This window comes from Saccharopolyspora indica, assembly GCF_027853965.1.
Taxonomy (GTDB): domain Bacteria; phylum Actinomycetota; class Actinomycetes; order Mycobacteriales; family Pseudonocardiaceae; genus Saccharopolyspora; species Saccharopolyspora indica.
The window spans coordinates 71934-89575 of the sequence record NZ_JAQGLB010000018.1; the positions used below are offsets into that span (position 1 = coordinate 71934).

A 17642-nucleotide genomic window follows, 5' to 3' on the forward strand; every position below is an offset into this window, starting at 1 on the left:
ACGAACGAAAAACGGCGGCGGAACGGCCGCCGGGGCGTAACCGAAGGAGCAAGCGATGCGCGAAGCGGTGATCTGCGAACCGCTGCGGACCCCGATCGGCCGGTTCGGCGGGGTGTTCAAGACCGTTCCGGCGGTCGACCTGGCCTCGACGGTGATCAGGGCGCTGCTGGCGCGCACCGGCCTGGACGGCGCGGCGGTCGACGAGGTGATCCTCGGCCAGGGCTACCCGACCTCCGACGCCCCGGCGATCGGCCGGGTGGCGGCGCTGGACGCCGGTCTGCCCGTCGAGGTCGGCGGCACCCAGCTGGACCGCCGCTGCGGCTCCGGCCTGCAAGCGGTCCTCGACGCCGCGATGCAGGTGCAGACCGGCGTCAGCGACGTGGTGCTGGCCGGTGGCGCGGAGAGCATGAGCAGCGCGCCGTTCTACACCACCGAGGCCCGGTGGGGCATCCGAGGCAGCGGCTTGGAGCTGCACGACTCGCTGGCCCGCGGCCGGATCACCGCGGGTGGTGCGAATTTCCCGGTGCCCGGCGGGATGCTGGAGACCGCCGAGAACCTGCGCCGCGAGTACGCCATTCCCCGCGCCGAACAGGACGAGCTGGCGGTGCGCTCGCAGCAGCGCGCCGCCGCCGCGCAGAGCGCCGGTCTCTTCGCCGACGAGATCGTGCCGGTGACGGTGCGCTCCCGCAAGGGCGACACCGCGGTCGAGGTCGACGAGCACCCGCGTCCGGAGACCACTGTGGACTCCTTGGCCGCGCTGAAGCCGGTGCTGGGCAAGGCGGATCCGGATGCGACGGTGACCGCGGGCAACGCCAGCGGCCAGAACGACGCGGCGGCGATCTGCATCGTGACCACTCCGGAGCGCGCCGCGGAACTGGGCCTGCGACCGCTGGTCCGGCTGGTGTCGTGGGCGCGGGCGGGCGTGCCGCCGCGCACGATGGGCATCGGCCCGGTCCCGGCGACCGCGAAAGCCCTGCAGCGCGCCGGGATCACCCTCGCCGACGTCGACCTGATCGAGCTCAACGAGGCGTTCGCGGCGCAGGTGCTGGCCTGCACGCGGGAGTGGGAGTTCAAGCCCGCCGACTTCGACCGCCTCAACGTCAACGGCTCCGGCATCTCCCTGGGCCACCCGATCGGCGCCACCGGCGCCCGCATCCTGGCGACCCTCTCCCGGGAGATGCACCGCAGGGAAGCCCGCTACGGCCTGGAGACCATGTGCATCGGCGGCGGCCAAGGCCTCGCCGCCGTCTTCGAACGCATCTGACACCGGTGAAGGGCACGGACGGGTGAGAGGTGAAGGGCACCTTTCGCCAGCACACTTGGCGAAAGGTGCCCTTCACCTCCATTCCTCGCACGGGTGGGTACGGAGCGGAGGTGCCCTTCAGCGGTCGATCTTGTCGCCTGCGGAGGACAGGGCGTACCAGTGGCCGCCGCTGGAGAGGACGCCGTTGCCGTTGGCCTGGCCCGGGATGTCGTCGCCGATGTAGTAGTACAGCGGGTGTCCGTTGTAGACGACTTGGGTGCCGCCGTCCGGGCGGCGGACCGTGGTGAGCAGTTCCTGGTTCACCTCCGGGCCCGCCACCGGTGGATCCGTGGTGGTCAGCGGTGGCCAGTCGCGCGCGCAGCCTTCGAGGCAGGTGGGTTCGGCGTCGCCGTCCTCGTCGAACAGGTAGACCGCTCGGCCGTCCGGGCCGGTGAGGACCGGGCCGAGGCCGGGCACCTGGTGGGTCCGGAGGACGATGGCGCCGCCGGTGACGGGTGGTGCCGTGACCGGCGGTGGCGGGGTGCCGACTCCGGCACCTGCGGGTTCTTGACCGGGCGACGCGCATGCGGTGATCAGGGCCAGCAGTCCGGTGCCGCTCAGCGCGACCGTGCGGGCTCGGGTGAGGTGGACCATCGCGGCCTCCCTGCGGCCGGGGCCGGGCCCCGGGACGACGCAACGCGGACCTCAAGTCTCACGCACCGGGACCGCTTCCGCAGGTGCTGCCCGCGGCGGGCGCCGCCGCTCGACGGCGCCCGCCGGCGGGTCACATCTGCACGATCTGGATCAGGTTCCCGCAGGTGTCGTCGAAGACCGCGGTGGTCACGTCGCCCATCTCGGTCGGTTCCTGGGTGAAGCGCACGCCCAGACCGGTGAGCCGCTCGAACTCCGCCCGCACGTCTTCGACCTGGAACGACGTGGCCGGGATGCCGTCGTCGACCAGGGCGGTCTTGTACGGCTTGACCGCGGGGTGACCGTCCGGTTCGAGGAGCAGCTCGGTGCCCTCCGGGGCCTCCGGGGAGACCAGCGTCAGCCAGCTGGCCTCGCCGAGCGGGATGTCGTGCTTCACCTGGAAGCCGAGCTTCTCGGTGTAGAACTTCTGCGCCTTGCGCTGATCGTCGACGAAGACGCTGGTCACGTAGATCTTCAAGGGGTCTCCTCCGCATCTGGCTTGAGCCACCGGTCGGTGAGGTGCTCCAGCGGACCGGTGTTCAGGTGGTGGAACTTGTAACGACCGTCCCGCCGGGTCTCGACCAGCCCCGCCTCCACCAGCACCTCGATGTGCTGCGAGATGGCCTGGCGGGACGACCCCAGCCCGTGCTTGCCGGTCAGCCGACCGCAGATCTCGAACAGGGTCTGGCCGTCATGATCGGCCAGTTCGTCGAGGATCGCCCGCCGGGTGGGATCCGCCAGCGCTTTGAACACGTCGCTCACCCCACCCACGATAGGCAAGCATTCACTTGCATGCAAGTCGATGCTTGCCTATCGGCTCCGGGCCTGGTCAGCGGTGGTGCGCGACGAGCTCGTGAGCTTCCTGCGGGCCCGACGGGTGGGCGTGGACGAGTGCGCCGCCCAGTCGCGGCAGCGCGTGCCAGAGGCGGTGCTCGGCCTCGTGCGCGATGCGGTGGGCCTCGGCGAGGCTGAGCCGCGGATCGACCTCCAGCTCCACCTCAGCCCGCAGGGAATGCCCGACCCAGCGCAGCCGGAGATCGCCCACGCCCCGCACACCAGGCGTGGCGACCAGCTCCCGCTCGGCGCGTGCGACCAGTCCGGGGTCCACGGCGTCGAGCACCCGCGCGAAGACCTCCTTCGCCGAGCCCCGCAGCACCACGAGGATCGCGCCGGTGATCAGCAGCCCGACGACGGGATCGGCCCACCACCAGCCCAGCGCCGCACCGGCCGCGGAGCCGAGCACGGCCAGACTGGTGAAACCGTCGGCCCGCGCGTGCAGTCCGTCGGCCACCAGCGCGGCCGAGCCGATCTCCCGGCCGATGCGGATGCGGTAGCGCGCGACCAGCTCGTTGCCCGCGAAGCCGAGCAGCCCGGCCGCCGCCACCCAGGCGATGTGCTCGACGCGCTGCGGTGCGACCAGCCGCTGCACCGATTCCCACGCCGCCATCGCGGCGGACGCGGCGATCACGAGGAGGATGATCAGCCCGGCGAGGTCTTCGGCGCGGCCGAGCCCGTAGGTGAAGCGGCGCGTCGCCGCGCGCCGGGCGAGCAGGAAGGCGATCGCGAGCGGGATCGCGGTCAGCGCGTCGGCGAAGTTGTGCAGCGTGTCGCCGAGCAGGGCGACGGAGCCGGTGAACGCGACCAGCACGGCCTGCCCGACCGCCGTGATGCCCAGGGCGCCGAAGGAGATCCACAGCGCCCGCACGCCCTTCCGGCTGGCCGTCAGCGCGCGGTCGACGGAATCGACGGCGTCATGGCTGTGCGGCGTCACGGCGTGCTTCAGCCGTGCCCACCCGTGCCCGTGCCCATGTCCGTGCCCTGCTCTCGCCCGCTTCGGCCACATCCGGACTCCTCGGGTTCGGCGACGTCCGAACCATAGGCCCGCGACCAGGCGTGCGACAACGCTGCAACTGCAAGGGAATCGCAGGTGCGCCCCGCGACGTCCATCCACAGTAGATCCGCCGCGGGGCGCGCCCGGTCACCCGTTGGGGCGCAGCGTCCAGATGATCGACATCTCGCCGGTGACCGCGCCGTCCGCGCGCCGGATGCTCACCTGGACCGGGAACTCCGGGCGCTCCCCCGCGTCCAGCTCGGCCAGCACGTCGGCGATCGGGCGGCCCAGCACCGCGGTGGCGGTCACCTCGCCCATGGCGAGCTTCTTGAAGTCGATCTCGGAGCGGACGGCCAGCGGCACCGCGCGGTGGAGCTGGTCGCCGAACGCCGCGATCACGATGGCGCCGCTGGCCGACTCGGCGAGGGTGAACATCGCACCGGCGTGCGGGCCGCCCACGTGGTTGTGGAAATCCGCCTGGTCCGGCAGGCGGAGCACCGCCCGCTCCGGCGTCGTCTCGACGTACTCCAGGTTGAGCGTGCGCACCATCGGCACCGACTGGGTCAGGAAGGCGCCGACGTCGAAGGAATCCGCGGCAGCGGTTTCGGTGGTCATGCCCCGGATGCTACTCATCGGTAACTTGCGTTGCCAAGACCACCCCGGTCACCGCGAGAGCCGCCGCACCGCGGCACTGCCACCGATCAGCAGCACCAGCACGGCCAGCACCCACCGCCGCTTCTCCTCGGTGCTGTGCCCGGAGGCCTCCACTTCGGGTTCCTCCGCGGGCACGGCGAAGTTGCCCGGCGGAGGGCTGGGCGTCGGCTCCGGGATCGGGCTCGGTTCCGGGACCGGAGTCCGCGATGGAGGCTCGGGCGGCGGAGTGGTCGAGGGCCGTGGGGTCGACGACGGGATCGTCGATGGCGGGACCGTCGGCGAGGTGCTCGACGGCGGAGCAGTGCTCGACGGCGGAGCAGGTGGGCTCTCGCCCGCCAGGCAGCCCGCCGCATCCGAGCTCGCCATCGGGAGGACGACCGCCAGCTGCCGCACCGAACCGTCCCGGTCCACCCGGTACATCCCGCCCGACTCGTTGGCCGTGACGTAGAGCGCGCGGTCGGACCCGATCACCACCGATCCGTAGCTGAGCGGCGGAAGCCCCGGCACGTCGGCCACTTTCGACACCTGCCCGCTGTCGCGGTCCAGGCGCACCAGGGCCACCGTCCCGGTGCTGGTGGCGGTGATGCTGTAGAGCTCGCCGTCGACCGGGTCCACGTCGAAGTCGTCGAACGACGACGGCCATCCCACCCCCTCGATGCCGGTCATCGACAGCACTTCCAGGAAGGTCCGGCTCCCCGGCTCGACGTCCACCGCGTACAGGTAGCCCTTTTCCACCAGGTACCAGCGGTTCCCGGACACCGCCCCGGCCGAGGGTGCGCGCAGCGGGTGCCACCGGGAACCCTCGCGCCCGGCGCGGACGGGCCCCAGCTCCCGGGTCTGACCGTCCGCCGCGATCGCCACCGCACGCCCACCGTCCGGGAACGGGCCGGAAGATCCGCGCGACGCCATCGCGTACACCACGCCCTGCGGCGCCGAGTACCCGAGAGCGTTCAACCGGTAGCCCGGCGCGGCCAGCTTCGTGCCGGTCGCGCCGGGGAACTCCACGCGGTGCAGCGCCGAGAGGCCACCGCGGTTGCGGACCTGCAGCACCGAGCACGCCGAGGACGCCGCCGCGGTGACCACCCAGGTGGCCGAGGTCAGCAGCACCAGGGCGATCGCCGCCGCGCACCACCGCATCAACTTCGACCGAGCCGTTCGAGGGCCCAGGTGAAGGCCTCCGGGCCGATCCGCGAACCACCGCTGAACGGGTTCTGCAGCTGGAAGATCGCGAACAGCAGCAGCGCCAGCGCACCGGCCAGCGTGGAGACCAGCACGATGTGCGGGAACAACCGGGTGCCGCCGAAGAGGTTCGGCAGCAGCACGCACACCACGCTGCCCAGGATCAGCACGAACCACACCACCGCCACCACGCCGCGGTCGAACGCCCTGGTCAGCCGCTCGTGCCGCTCTTCGTAGACCTGGCCGAGCTGCGTGGTGGCCTCGGTCTTGCGGCCCTCCTCGAACTCGCCGTCGGCCGGGGCGCGCAGCACCACCTCGCGGATCTGGTCCAGCTGCGCCCAGCCCGGCCCGGCCACCTCGCCGCCGCGCTGCATGACCGGCCACTCCTGGTCCACCACCGTGCGCAGGTACCCCGCGCCGAGCTCGCGGACCTCGTCGGCGGCCGGCGCGGGCAGCGAGTCCACCGCCCAGGCGACCGAGAGCAGGCCCTGCGCCTCCCGGTAGGCCCCTTCCCGGGCATCGGTCACGGTGTCGAACAGGGTGACCAGCACGAAGGCCAGCACCACCGCCTGCAAACCGCTGACGATGGTGAACACCTGCCCCGCCGCGTCGTTGTTGCTCGGTCTGCCCTCGTCCTGCCCGATCCGGCGCACCAGGTAGCCGACCAGGGCCGCGGCCACCGACGCGCTCAGGACCCAGATGGTGCCCTGCAGGTAGATGTTCATTCAGCGCTCCGGAGAGCGGTCTCGCCGCGCGCCAGCACGGGTTCGGGCACCAGCAGCTCGCCGACCTGGCAGCCCAGCGCGGCGCAGATGATGTCCAGATCGGACAGCTTCAGGCTGGCCGGCGTCTTCGACCACAGCCCCGACATCTTCCCGGCCGAGACCACCAGACCGTGCTCGGCGAGCAGTCGTTGCAGCTCGGCGGCCTTCCAGATACCGCGCTGGGCCGCGACCAACCGCAGGTTCCACTTCACGACGACATCGCCTCCCACTCGATCTGCACAGACCGGATGGCGCTTGCGCACACGCTCGCCCGCCTCCTGATGCACGAGAGCGGGCATTGCGGCCCGCTCGACACGATTTCAGAATTTCTGAAGGAAACACCGCGAAGAACGCAGTTCCTCCGCGGCCCGAACAGTACTCCGAAATGGACGGAGCACAGATAGTCCGATGCGTGGAATCTACCGCAGCGAAGTGGATCACCCATTCAGAGCAGTATGCCCGGGGAATATTCCAAGATCACCGAAATGGCCTAGCGCAAGCAGGTGGGTCACCGCTGAATTGTCGGACACCATTGCCATTGGCGACTACGCAGCGTTTTGCGCAAGCCGCGATCCAGGTGATCCAAAACGCGCGCACTACCTCGAACTTTACCGATATGAGCAGCACTTTCGGGTGACTGTACGGCCGAGATCAGCAGTGCTAATGTCGCCGTCGGCAGCGCGGAAGGCAGTGGCCGGACAACGAGCGAGCCATTTCATTCCAACTATTCTGCATTCTGGTCAAACCCATTCCTCGGCGCAATTCGGACGTCACTTTCGGCGAGCTAGATGATTGGTGGTATTGGCGTGACTGGGACCGAACCGCTCAACACCGGCGGCAACGTTGCACCGCAGTTGAGCCTGAGCACGGCGGCGGCCCGAAACCTGGCGACCACGACCAAGTCCGAACCGCAGATGCAGGGCATCACCTCGCGCTGGCTGCTGAAGATGCTGCCCTGGGTGCAGGCCGCGGGCGGCACCTACCGGGTCAACCGCCGGCTAAGCTACACCCTCGGCGACGGGCGCGTCACCTTCACCAACACCGGCGCCGACGTGCGCGTGATCCCGCAGGAACTGCGCGAGCTCCCGCTGCTGCGCGGGTTCGACGACGACACCGTGCTCGGCGCGCTCGCCGACCGGTTCGTGCAGCAGGAGTACGAGCCGGGCCAGGTCATCGCCACCGCGGGCCAGCCAGCCGATCAGGTCGTGCTCATCGCGCACGGCAAGATCAACAAGATCGGCACCGGCGAGTACGGCGACCAGACCGTGCTCGGCGTGCTGGCCGACGGCGAGTTCTTCGGCGCGCACGTGCTCGGCACCGACCCGGTCACCTGGAACTCCAGCTACCAGGCGGTCACCCGCTGCACCGTGCTCACCTTGCGCCACCAGGCGTTCCAGGAGATGAACGGCCACTCGGAACTGCTGCGCGAGCACGTCCGGCAGACCCTGGCCCAGCCGAAGCGCAAGCACAACCCGCACGGCGAGGCCGAGATCGAGATCTCCTCGGGCCACGCGGGCGAGCCGCAGCTGTCGGGGACCTATGTGGACTACGAGCCGGCGCCCCGCGAGTACGAGCTCAGCGTCGCGCAGACGGTGCTGCGGGTGCACAGCCGCGTCGCCGATCTCTACAACCAGCCGATGAACCAGACCGAGCAACAGCTGCGGCTCACGATCGAAGCGCTGCGCGAGCGGCAGGAGAACGAGCTGATCAACAACCGCGACTTCGGCCTGCTGCACAACGCCGATCTGCGCCAGCGCATCCACACCCGCACCGGCCCGCCCACCCCGGACGACTTCGACGAGCTGCTGACGCTGGTGTGGAAGGACCCCGGGTTCTTCCTGGCGCACCCGCGCACCATCGCCGCCTTCCGGCAGGAGTGCAGCAAGCGCGGCATCTACCCGCACAGCATCGACCTGCAGGGCCACCAGGTGCCGTCCTGGCGCGGCGTTCCGATCCTGCCGTGCAACAAGATCCAGGTCAGCGACACCCGCACCAGCTCCGTGCTGCTGGTGCGCACCGGCGAGGACAACCAGGGCGTCGTCGGGCTGCACCAGACCGGCATCCCCGACGAGTACCGGCCCGGGCTCTCCGTGCGGTTCATGGGGATCAACGACCAGGCGGTGATCTCCTACCTGGTCAGCGCCTACTACTCGGCGGCCGTGCTGGTGCCCGATGCGGTCGGCGTGCTGGAGCACGTCGAACTGGGCCGGGCGTGAGCGGTTCCGGGCTTCCACCCGCAGCATCGATCAGCTAGGAGCAGTGGACATCGTGACCGAACCCGAGACCCGAGCCGACGAACCGTCCCCGCTGAGCCTGGGCACCGCGGCAGCGCGGCAGCTGTCGACGACGACCAAGACCGTCCCGCAGATGCAGGGCACCACCTCGCGATGGCTGGTGCGGATGCTGCCGTGGGTCGACGTCGGGGCAGGCACCTACCGGGTCAACCGGCGCCTGACCTACGCGGTCGGCGACGGCCGGATCACCTTCACCAACACCGGCGCCGACGTGCGCGTGATCCCGCAGGAACTGCGCGAGCTCCCGCTGCTGCGCGGGTTCGACGACGACACCGCGCTGGGCGCGCTCGCCGACCGGTTCATCCAGCAGGAGTACGAGCCGGGCCAGGTGATCGTGCGGGCCGGTCAGGCCGCCGAGCAGGTCGTGCTCATCGCCCACGGCAAGGTGAGCAAGGTCGGCACCGCCGAGTACGGCGACGAGGCCGTGCTGACCGTGCTGGCCGACGGCGAGTTCTTCGGCGCGAACGCGCTCCTCGGCGAGGAGGGCACCTGGCAGCACACCTACAAGGCGGTCACACCGTGCACCGCGCTCGTGCTGACCAGCCGGGCGCTGCAAGCCGTCAACCTCCGGTTCGACCAGCTGCGGGCGCACATCGCGGCGACCCGGGGGCAGCCGGCGCCGCTGCAGAACAAGCACGGCGAGGCCGAGATCGCGCTCGCCGCAGGGCATTCCGGTGAACCGGCGCTGCCCACGACCTTCGTGGACTACGAGCTCGAACCCCGCGAGTACGAGCTCAGCCTCGCCCAGACGGTGCTGCGGGTGCACAGCCGCATCGCCGACCTCTACAACCAGCCGATGAACCAGACCGAACAGCAACTCCGGCTCACCGTCGAAGCGCTGCGGGAGCGCCAGGAGCACGAGCTGATCAACAACCGCGACTTCGGCCTGCTGCACAACGCCGACCTCCGCCAGCGCATCCACACCCGCACCGGCCCGCCCACCCCCGACGACCTGGACGAACTGCTCGCCCGCCGGCGCAAGTCGAAGTTCTTCCTGGCGCACCCGCGCACCATCGCCGCCTTCGGGCGCGAGTGCACCAGGCGCGGCATCTACCCGCAGACCACCGAGGTGCAGGGCCGCCAGGTGCACGCGTGGCGGGGTGTGCCGATCCTGCCCAGCGACAAGATCCCGGTCAGCGACAGCGGCACCAGCTCGATCCTGTGCATGCGCATCGGAGAGGAGGACAGCGGGGTGGTCGGCCTGCAGCAGACCGGCCTCCCCGACGAGCAGCAGCCCGGGGTTTCCGCGCGGTTCATGGGGATCAACGACCAGGCGGTGATCTCCTACCTGGTCAGCACCTACTTCTCGGCAGCAGTGCTGGTCCCGGACGCCCTCGGCGTCCTCGAACACGTCGAGACCAACCGCTGATCGGCCTCGACCCGCCGTGAGCGCGCGGCGCTGCTGCGCGCCCACGACCGGCGAACTCGGCGTCACGAGCCCATCACCAGGCTCCCGCCACCGCTTCGAACACCGACACTCCTCGTGCCAACCTCGGATGACACCCCTCGTGTCAACCGGAGTCCTGCTCAACCGCACCTCAGGGGACCGTGATGCAACCCAGCCACAAGAAACCGCGAAACGCGAGATCAACGCCCACCGCAACCACCACTGAAAAACCCGGAGAGGCGGACCAGTGACCACCACCATGCAGCAGGACGCCCGCCGCGCGGGCGCTGCTTACGAGGCGCTGACCCGCAGTCGCACCATGGTCGAGCCCGCGCTGCGGGCCGCGGTCGACCGGTTGCCCACCCGGATGCAGCAGGTCGCCGGGTACCACTTCGGCTGGTGGGACGAGCACGGCAATCCGGTGCGCGCCGATCGCGGCAAGGCGCTGCGACCGGCGATGGTGCTGCTCACCGCCAGCGCCGTCGGCGGCGATCCCGCGGAGGCGGTCCCGGCCGCCGTCGCCGTGGAGCTGGTGCACAACTTCTCGCTGCTGCACGACGACGTGATGGACGGCGACGTCACCCGGCGGCACCGGCCCACCGCGTGGACGGTGTTCGGCAGCGGCCCGGCGATCCTGGCCGGGGATGCGCTGCTGTCGCTGGCCTCCGACGTGCTCGGGGCGTGCCGCCACCCCGAGGCGACCGACGCCGTGCGGGCGCTGAGCACGACGGTGCTGAACCTGATCAACGGGCAGGTCGCCGATCTGTCCTTCGAGGACCGCCGCAGCGTGGACCTCGCCGAGTGCCAGCGGATGGCCAGGGACAAGACCGGTGCGCTGCTGGGCTGCGCGTGCGCGCTCGGGGCGATGTTCGGCGGTGGCAAGACCGAGCAGATCGCGCGGCTGCGCAGCTTCGGCGAACGGCTCGGGCTGGCGTTCCAGCACGTCGACGACCTGCTGGGGATCTGGGGAGACCCGGCGATCACCGGCAAACCGGTGTTCTCCGACCTGCGCACCCGCAAGAAGACCCTGCCGGTGGTCTCCGCGCTGACCTCCGGCACGCCGGCCGGGCAGCGGCTGGCCGCCGTCTACCTCCACGACCAGCCGCTGTCCGGCAGCGACCTGGCCCAGTCCGCCGAGCTGATCGCCTTGGCGGGCGGGCGCAGCTGGAGCCAGAACCAGACCGACGACCTGCTCAACTCGGCGCTGGCCGACCTGCACCGCGCCGACCTCGCGCCGCGGCCTGCCGAGCAGCTCAGCGCCCTGGCCCACCTGATGACCCACCGCGATCACTGACCGGCGCCGGTGACCGCCGTCGACGGGTGGCGGTCACCGGCGCCGGTTGCCGAACAGGCCTCGGGTGATCTCCCGCCCGAGGGCGCTGGCCGCGGAGCGGAAGAACGACCGGACCGCCGGGTTGTCCATCGCCTGCTGGAAGATCCCGGGCTCGTCCGACGCGGCCTGCTCCGGTTCCGGCGCCGCGGCGACCTTGCTCGCCAGGCGCTCGTAGGCGGATTCGCGGTCGATGGTCTGCTGGTACTTGTCGCACAACGGGGAGGAGGCCGCGCTCGACCGCACCGCCTCCTCCCCGATCGTGCCCATCAGCGACCGCGGAGCCCGCAACCTGGTCCAGGCCACCGGTGTCGGAGCGCCGGTCTCGGAGAGCACCGTCACGATCGCCTCGCCGGTGCCCAGCGATGTCAGCGCCTCGTCGAGCCGGTAGTGCTCGGTGGTCGGGTACGTCTTGACCGTGCGGCTCAAGGCCTTCTGGTCGTCCGGGGTGAACGCGCGGATCGCGTGCTGGACGCGGGCGCCGAGCTGCGAGAGCACCGCGTTGGGCAGGTCGGTGGGCAGCTGCGTGCAGAAGAAGACGCCGACCGCCTTGGAGCGGATCAGCTTCACCGTCTGCTCGATGCGCTCCAGGAACGCCTTGGAGGCACCGGAGAACAGCAGGTGCGCCTCGTCGAAGAAGAACACCAGCTTCGGGCGGTCGAGGTCGCCCGCTTCGGGCAGCTCTTCGAAGAGCTCGGCCAGCAGCCACATCAGGAACGTGGAGAACAGCACCGGGTCGGCCTGCACGTCGTCCAGCTCCAGCAGGTTCACCACGCCCTTGCCGTCGACCTGCCGGAGCAGGTCGCCGACCGCGAGCTCCGGTTCGCCGAAGAACTCCGCTCCGCCGCGCGCCTCCAGGTTCGACAGCGCGCGCAGGACGACCCCGGCGGTGGCCGTCGAAACCCCGCCGATGCCGGTCAGCTCCGCCTTGCCCTCGTCGCTGGTCAAGTACTGGATGACCGCGCGCAGGTCCTTGAGGTCCAGCAGCGCCAGGCCGCGCTGGTCGGCCCAGTGGAAGATCAGCCCGAGCGTCGACTCCTGCGTCGCGTTCAGGCCGAGCACCTTGGCCAGCAGCAGCGGTCCGAAGCCGGTGATGGTCGCGCGGATCGGCACGCCGCGGCCGCCGGTGCCCAGCGACCAGAACTGCGCCGGGTAGGAGGTGGCCCGCCAGTCGTCGCCGACCTGGGCGGCGCGCTCGGTCACCTTCTGCCCGCCCTCGCCCGCCGCGGCCAGCCCGGAGAGGTCGCCCTTGACGTCGGCGAGCAGCACCGGCACACCTGCCTCGGAGAGCTGCTCGGCCAGCAGCTGCAGCGTCTTGGTCTTGCCGGTGCCGGTCGCCCCGGCCACCAGGCCGTGCCGGTTCATCGTGGCCAGCGGGATGCGCACCGCCGCCCCGGCGTCGGCCGCGCCGTCCACGACCACCGCCCCGAGTTCGACGGCAGCTCCTCCGGTCGCATAGCCCGAAGCGATCTGCCGCGCCGCGTCGTCCGCCACCAGGTCCTCCCCGCACGCCGATCCGTCCCCGGTTCGAACACTAGGTCCGCGCCCGGCCGGATCCCCGGCGAGCCACCCGGACGAGCGACACGTCGGTGAGTCCGGCACTACCGCCCCGCACAGCGGCCGTCAACAGCCGATCTCTCCCTTGACAGCGCCGTCCACTCCCCGCCTAGAGTGCAGTGGTCGGATGATCCGCCCGCACCGACCCTTCGGTCCACTGTGGAGCACCAGGAGGCAGTCCGTTGCACGACGTTCGCACGGCCATCGTCACGGGTGCGGGTTCCGGCATCGGCTACGCCACCGCCGTCGCGCTCGCCGCCGAGGGCTACCGGATCGTGGCCGTCGACATCGCCGCCGACGGGACCGAGCGGGCCGCGGAAGCAGTCGCCGCGGCGGGCTCGGAAGCACTGCCCGCCGCCCTGGACGTGCGCGACTCCGATGCGTTCGAGGCCGCGGTGGAGCGCGCTGAGCAGCACTTCGGCGGTGCACCGGAGCTGCTGGCCAACATCGCCGGGATCGGGGTCGCCGCGACGCTGACCGGGACCAGCCGCGAGGACTGGGACGCCGTGCTCGGCGTCAACCTGACCGCGCTGTTCGAGACCTGCCGGATCGTGCTGCCCCGGATGGTGGCGGCCGGCGGCGGCTGCATCGTCAACGTCTCCTCGGTCGCCGGAGTGGTCGGCGTGCGCAACCGCGCCGCCTACTGCGCGTCCAAGGCCGGGGTCATCGGGCTGACCCGCTCCATCGCCGTCGACTACGCCGACCGCGGCATCCGGGCCAACGCGATCTGCCCGGGCACGGTGGCCAGCGAGTGGATCGGCAAGATCCTGGCCGACGCGCCGGATCCCGACGCCGCGCGCGAGGCCATGGAACAGCGCCAGCTCGACGGCCGGATGGGCACCCCGGAAGAGGTCGCCGAGGGCATCGTCTTCCTGACCAAAGCCCGCTTCGCCAACGGCAGCGCCTTCGTCATGGACGGCGGCATGACCGCCATCTGAAAACTGTATGCCGGTCGATTTGCGTGGCGGTGCGGGTGGCGGAACCTCAGCGCCCGCCTGGACTCCGGGATCCCGGACTGATGTATGACCAATACACGGCGCTCGGGCTGTCCTCGCCGGGGAAACCCAAAGGGTTGGGCTCAGCGAACCCGCGGCGGTGCAAGCGCCGAGGGTGGGCTAAACGCCTCCGGCGTTTCAAAACAGAAGAACGAAGTCAAGTTCTGAGCGTGGAAGGAGTGGGCCCGTGAGCGCCCCCGAACTCGATCGGCTCCGGCAGCGGATCAGCGAGGAAGACGCCCTGGTGGTGGCGTTCTCCGGCGGTGTCGACTCGGCCCTGCTGGCGGCCGTGGCGCACGAGGTGCTCGGCGCGCGGATGCTGGCCGTCACCGCCGTCTCCCCCAGCCTGGCCACCGCGGAACGGCGGCAGGCCAAGGAGTTCGCCCGCTCCCGCGGTTTCGCGCACGTCGAGGTGTGCACCGATGAGGCGGACCGGCCGGAGTACGCCGCCAACGACGGGAACCGCTGCTACCACTGCAAGTCCGCGCTGTTCGACGCCGTCGAGCCGCTGGCCGCGGCGCTGGGCGCCCGGATCGCGCTGGGCACCAACCTCGACGATCTCGGCGATCACCGCCCCGGGCAGCGAGCGGCGGCGCAGCGCGGTGCGATCGCGCCGATGGTCGACGCCGAGCTGACCAAGGAAGCCGTTCGCCGGGCGAGCCGGGAGCTCGGGCTCGGCACCGCGGGCAAGCCCGCTGCCGCCTGCCTCGCCTCCCGCGTGGCCTACGGCGACCCGGTGACACCGGAGGTGCTCGGCCGCATCGAGCGCGCGGAATCCGCGGTGCGCGCAATGGGTTTCGACGTGTGCCGGGTGCGCGCGCACGGGCAGGGCACCGTGGCCCGGCTGGAGGTTCCGGAAGCCGACATCGCGCGCGTCGCCGCGCGGCACGCCGAGCTCGACCGGGCGGTGCGCGAGGCCGGGTTCCAGTTCTGCGCCGTCGACCTGGGCGGGTTCCGAAGTGGACGGATGAACGCGCTGCTGCCGCTGCTGCCGGTCCGGAGCGCGTCATGACCGGATTCGCCGATCTCGGCTACGCGCGGGTCGACACCGACCGGGAGGCCCGGCAAGGACTGCCCGAGGTGGTCTACGCCCCGGGCAAGCAGCCCTCGGAGATCACCGGCATCGTCACCGAACTGCTCGCCCGCAGCACCGGCCCGGTGCTGGTCACGCGGCTCGACGCCGACACCGCCGCGCAGGTCCGGGTGCCCGGCGGCAGCTACGACGAGACCGCGCGCTTGGCCGTCTGGCGCCCGGCGCAGCCCCGGCCGTTCCGGGTGTGCATCGCGACCGCGGGCACCGCGGACTGGCCGGTGGCCGCTGAAGCCGAAGCGGTCTGCGCCGCGATCGGCCTGCCGGCGCACGTCGTGCGCGACGTCGGGGTCGCCGGGATCCACCGGCTGCTGGCGGCCCGCGAGGAGCTGGCGCGGGCGGATGCGGTGATCGTGGTGGCCGGCATGGAAGGCGCGCTGGCCAGCGCGGTCGGCGGCCTGGTGGCCTGCCCGGTGATCGCGGTGCCCACCTCGACCGGCTACGGCGCGGCGCTGGAGGGCGTGACGGCGCTGCTGGCGATGCTGACCTCGTGCGCAGCCGGGCTGACGGTGGTCAACATCGACTCCGGGTTCGGGGCGGCGATGGCCGCGCACCGGCTCGCCCACACCGCGGCAGGACGCCGATGATCCTCTGGCTCAACCCGGTCACCGGTGCCTCCGGCGACATGCTGCTCGGCGCGCTGCTCGGACTGGGTGCGCCGATCGACGAGGTCCGCGCCGCGATCGGTTCGACCGGGCTCGCGGGCTGGCGGCTGCGCACCGAGCAGGTCCAGGTCGACGGGATCGCGGCGACCAAGGCCGTGGTGGAAGTCGACGACACCAGCACCGAGCGGCACGCATCGGAACTGCTCGCGCGGGTGCGGCGAGCCCGGCCGGAACCCGTCGCGGAGCTGGCCGCGACGGCTGTCCGCGCGATCGCCGAGGTGGAAGGCGCGCTGCACGGCCAGCACCCCGACGACGTGCACCTGCACGAGATCGGCGGGCTCGACACCGTCGTCGACACCGTCGGAGTGGCCGCCGCACTGCACGCTTTAGACGTCGCAGCAGTGCATTCCGCGCCGCTGGCGCTCGGCAGCGGCACGGTCCGGTGCGCGCACGGCGTGCTCCCCGCGCCCGCTCCGGCGACGTTGCAGCTGCTGCGCGGCGCAGCGGTCGTCGGCACCGACCTGCCTGGTGAGACGGTGACCCCGACCGGCGCGGCGCTGCTGCAAGCGGCCGGGACCAGGTTCACCCCACCTCCGGCGATGATCGTGCAGGACACCGCCTACGGAGCCGGGAACCGGCGGTTCGCCCAGCGGCCCAACGTGCTTTCGGCGACCCTCGGCTCGCCGCTGAACGCCTCGGCCGAGCCGATGGTGGTGCTGGAGTGCAATGTGGACGATGTGACCGGCGAGCTGCTCGGTCACCTCATCGACCGCGCGCTGCTGGCCGGTGCCGCCGATGCGTGGACCACCCCGGCGACGGCGAAGAAGTCCCGCCCCGCGCACGTGCTGCACGTCCTGTGCCACCCGCAGCGGGAACCGGAGCTGACCGAGCTGGTGCTGGCCGAGACCGGCAGCCTCGGCATCCGCCGCCACCTGGTCGACCGGCTGGCGCTGCCCCGCCGCACCACGACGGTCACCGTGGAAGGCCACGAGATCCGGCTGAAGCACGGTCCGTGGCGCACCAAACCGGAGCACGACGACGTGGTGGCGGCCGCGACCGCTCTCGGCCTCCCGCTGCGCGCCGTCGCCGACCGGGCCTTGGCCGCTCAGCCCTCGGAACCGTGACGGACGATCTTGAGCGGTTGCGCGCGGAAGCGCTCGTAGTCGTCGACCACGCCCAGCAGCAGCTGGGATTCGCGCTCCTCCCGCCGCGCTTCGGTCAGGGGCCGGCGTCCCGCGTCGGTGAGCGGCGCGATGGTCCGCCTGCGGTCGTCCGGGTCGACGCCGCGGGTGACCAGGCCGGTCCGCTCCAGGCGCTCGGTGGTGCGGCTCATCGCGCTGGTGGACGCTGACCCTGGAACTGCTGGTGGTCGTGCACGGCAACCCTGGTCGCGGTGATGAACCCCGGCCCGGACGGGATGTGGCCGATGTTCCTGTTCGGCTTCCTCGGCGTCTTCGTCATCACGCAGGTGCACGGGCTCGGCCACCGGCTCGCCAGACGCCCGGCCCGGGACGGCTGACGATCACGCGAGGTCCGGGCAGGTGTGCCAGGGTCCAGGGGCATGGACTGGGAACGAGCACTCGCGTGGGTCGGCGAGTACGAGCGGGCGTGGCGGACGCCGGGCGTCGACGCCCTCGCCGAGCTCTTCACCGCCGACGCCACCTACCTGCAGGCGCCGTACCTGGAACCGCGCACCGGGCTGCCCGCCATCGAGCGGATGTGGGAGGCCGAACGCACGGGTCCGGACGAGCGGTTCCGGATGACCAGCGCTCCGGTGGCCCTCGAAGGCGACACCGCCGTCGTCCGCGTGGCGGTCCAGTACGGCGATCCGCCCGCTCAGGAGTACCGCGACCTGTGGATCATCGGCTTCGCCCCGGACGGCAGGTGCCGGACGTTCGAGGAGTGGCCGTTCTGGCCGGGCAAGGGCTACCGACCCGGCTGACGCGCGCCGATTCTTCGCCCAGCGGTTGCCGGATCGTCACCGCCGCCTCATCGCGGCAGGGTGATCGCCGATCACCATGAT

The 17642-nt window shown here is 71.4% G+C and carries 20 protein-coding genes; 10 read left to right on the top strand and 10 right to left on the bottom strand.

What is annotated here, in order from left to right; translation table 11 throughout:
- Positions 1-55: 55 nt before the first annotated feature.
- Positions 56-1264 carry an acetyl-CoA C-acetyltransferase gene (locus OU416_RS30405; protein WP_270930487.1) on the top strand — a complete coding sequence of 403 codons (1209 nt, stop codon included), beginning with the start codon at positions 56-58 and terminating at the stop codon, positions 1262-1264.
- 117 nt (positions 1265-1381) lie between these two features.
- On the opposite strand, the gene OU416_RS30410 is transcribed toward OU416_RS30405, so the two are convergent.
- The 8 genes from OU416_RS30410 to OU416_RS30445 form a co-directional block, all read right to left on the bottom strand.
- The gene (locus tag OU416_RS30410; RefSeq protein ID WP_270930488.1) at positions 1382-1897 is read right to left on the bottom strand and encodes a COG4315 family predicted lipoprotein; all 516 of its coding nucleotides are present in this window, start codon (positions 1895-1897) and stop codon (positions 1382-1384) included.
- A gap of 130 nt (positions 1898-2027) precedes the next feature.
- The gene (locus tag OU416_RS30415; RefSeq protein ID WP_270930489.1) at positions 2028-2411 is read right to left on the bottom strand and encodes a VOC family protein; all 384 of its coding nucleotides are present in this window, start codon (positions 2409-2411) and stop codon (positions 2028-2030) included.
- Positions 2408-2695 carry an ArsR/SmtB family transcription factor gene (locus OU416_RS30420; protein WP_270930490.1) on the bottom strand — a complete coding sequence of 96 codons (288 nt, stop codon included), beginning with the start codon at positions 2693-2695 and terminating at the stop codon, positions 2408-2410. The genes OU416_RS30415 and OU416_RS30420 overlap by 4 nt, the downstream gene beginning before the upstream one ends.
- A gap of 67 nt (positions 2696-2762) precedes the next feature.
- Positions 2763-3776: a cation diffusion facilitator family transporter gene (locus tag OU416_RS30425; protein WP_270930491.1), complete on the bottom strand. Its 1014-nt coding sequence runs from the start codon at positions 3774-3776 to the stop codon at positions 2763-2765.
- A 135-nt stretch (positions 3777-3911) separates the two neighbouring features.
- A complete protein-coding gene (locus OU416_RS30430; RefSeq protein WP_270930492.1) occupies positions 3912-4379 on the bottom strand; it encodes a DUF4442 domain-containing protein in 468 nt (155 codons plus the stop codon).
- Positions 4380-4427: 48 nt separating this feature from the next.
- Positions 4428-5555, bottom strand: a complete 1128-nt coding sequence (locus OU416_RS30435) for a DUF6923 family protein (RefSeq protein ID WP_270930493.1) — start codon at positions 5553-5555, stop codon at positions 4428-4430.
- Complete coding sequence (locus tag OU416_RS30440) at positions 5555-6322, bottom strand: bestrophin-like domain (protein ID WP_270930494.1); 768 nt, start codon at positions 6320-6322, stop codon at positions 5555-5557. Before OU416_RS30440 ends, OU416_RS30435 begins: the two co-directional genes overlap by 1 nt.
- Positions 6319-6573, bottom strand: a complete 255-nt coding sequence (locus OU416_RS30445) for a helix-turn-helix domain-containing protein (RefSeq protein ID WP_270930495.1) — start codon at positions 6571-6573, stop codon at positions 6319-6321. Before OU416_RS30445 ends, OU416_RS30440 begins: the two co-directional genes overlap by 4 nt.
- A gap of 576 nt (positions 6574-7149) precedes the next feature.
- Between OU416_RS30445 and OU416_RS30450 the strand changes: the two genes are divergently transcribed.
- From OU416_RS30450 to OU416_RS30460, 3 genes are all read left to right on the top strand, one after another.
- Positions 7150-8577: a family 2B encapsulin nanocompartment shell protein gene (locus OU416_RS30450; RefSeq protein ID WP_372907121.1), complete on the top strand. Its 1428-nt coding sequence runs from the start codon at positions 7150-7152 to the stop codon at positions 8575-8577.
- Positions 8578-8629: 52 nt separating this feature from the next.
- On the top strand, positions 8630-10024 hold the full coding sequence (locus OU416_RS30455) for a family 2B encapsulin nanocompartment shell protein (RefSeq protein WP_270930497.1): 1395 nt from the start codon (positions 8630-8632) through the stop codon (positions 10022-10024).
- A gap of 277 nt (positions 10025-10301) precedes the next feature.
- A complete protein-coding gene (locus OU416_RS30460) occupies positions 10302-11336 on the top strand; it encodes a family 2 encapsulin nanocompartment cargo protein polyprenyl transferase (RefSeq protein WP_270930583.1) in 1035 nt (344 codons plus the stop codon).
- A 33-nt stretch (positions 11337-11369) separates the two neighbouring features.
- Here the strand turns inward: OU416_RS30460 and OU416_RS30465 are convergent, their stop codons facing one another.
- The gene (locus OU416_RS30465) at positions 11370-12869 is read right to left on the bottom strand and encodes a helicase HerA-like domain-containing protein (RefSeq protein WP_270930584.1); all 1500 of its coding nucleotides are present in this window, start codon (positions 12867-12869) and stop codon (positions 11370-11372) included.
- Positions 12870-13111: 242 nt separating this feature from the next.
- On the opposite strand from OU416_RS30465, the gene OU416_RS30470 reads away from it, so the two are divergent.
- The 4 genes from OU416_RS30470 to larC all read left to right on the top strand — a co-directional run bounded on the left by OU416_RS30470 (position 13112) and on the right by larC (position 16743).
- Complete coding sequence (locus OU416_RS30470; RefSeq protein WP_270930498.1) at positions 13112-13867, top strand: SDR family NAD(P)-dependent oxidoreductase; 756 nt, start codon at positions 13112-13114, stop codon at positions 13865-13867.
- A 244-nt stretch (positions 13868-14111) separates the two neighbouring features.
- Positions 14112-14936 carry an ATP-dependent sacrificial sulfur transferase LarE gene (gene larE, locus OU416_RS30475; protein ID WP_270930499.1) on the top strand — a complete coding sequence of 275 codons (825 nt, stop codon included), beginning with the start codon at positions 14112-14114 and terminating at the stop codon, positions 14934-14936.
- Entirely contained in the window at positions 14933-15601 is a 669-nt protein-coding gene (gene larB / locus OU416_RS30480; protein WP_270930500.1) for a nickel pincer cofactor biosynthesis protein LarB, read from the top strand. The genes larE and larB overlap by 4 nt, the downstream gene beginning before the upstream one ends.
- Entirely contained in the window at positions 15598-16743 is a 1146-nt protein-coding gene (gene larC / locus OU416_RS30485) for a nickel pincer cofactor biosynthesis protein LarC (RefSeq protein WP_270930501.1), read from the top strand. Before larB ends, larC begins: the two co-directional genes overlap by 4 nt.
- On the opposite strand, the gene OU416_RS30490 is transcribed toward larC, so the two are convergent.
- Entirely contained in the window at positions 16725-16952 is a 228-nt protein-coding gene (locus OU416_RS30490; RefSeq protein ID WP_270930502.1) for a helix-turn-helix domain-containing protein, read from the bottom strand. The two genes, larC and OU416_RS30490, sit on opposite strands and share 19 nt — an antisense overlap.
- A 60-nt stretch (positions 16953-17012) precedes the next feature.
- On the opposite strand from OU416_RS30490, the gene OU416_RS30495 reads away from it, so the two are divergent.
- Together OU416_RS30495 and OU416_RS30500 are read left to right on the top strand one after the other, a co-directional pair.
- A complete protein-coding gene (locus tag OU416_RS30495; RefSeq protein WP_270930503.1) occupies positions 17013-17138 on the top strand; it encodes a hypothetical protein in 126 nt (41 codons plus the stop codon).
- 42 nt (positions 17139-17180) lie between these two features.
- Complete coding sequence (locus OU416_RS30500) at positions 17181-17561, top strand: nuclear transport factor 2 family protein (protein ID WP_270930504.1); 381 nt, start codon at positions 17181-17183, stop codon at positions 17559-17561.
- Positions 17562-17642 lie beyond the last annotated feature (81 nt).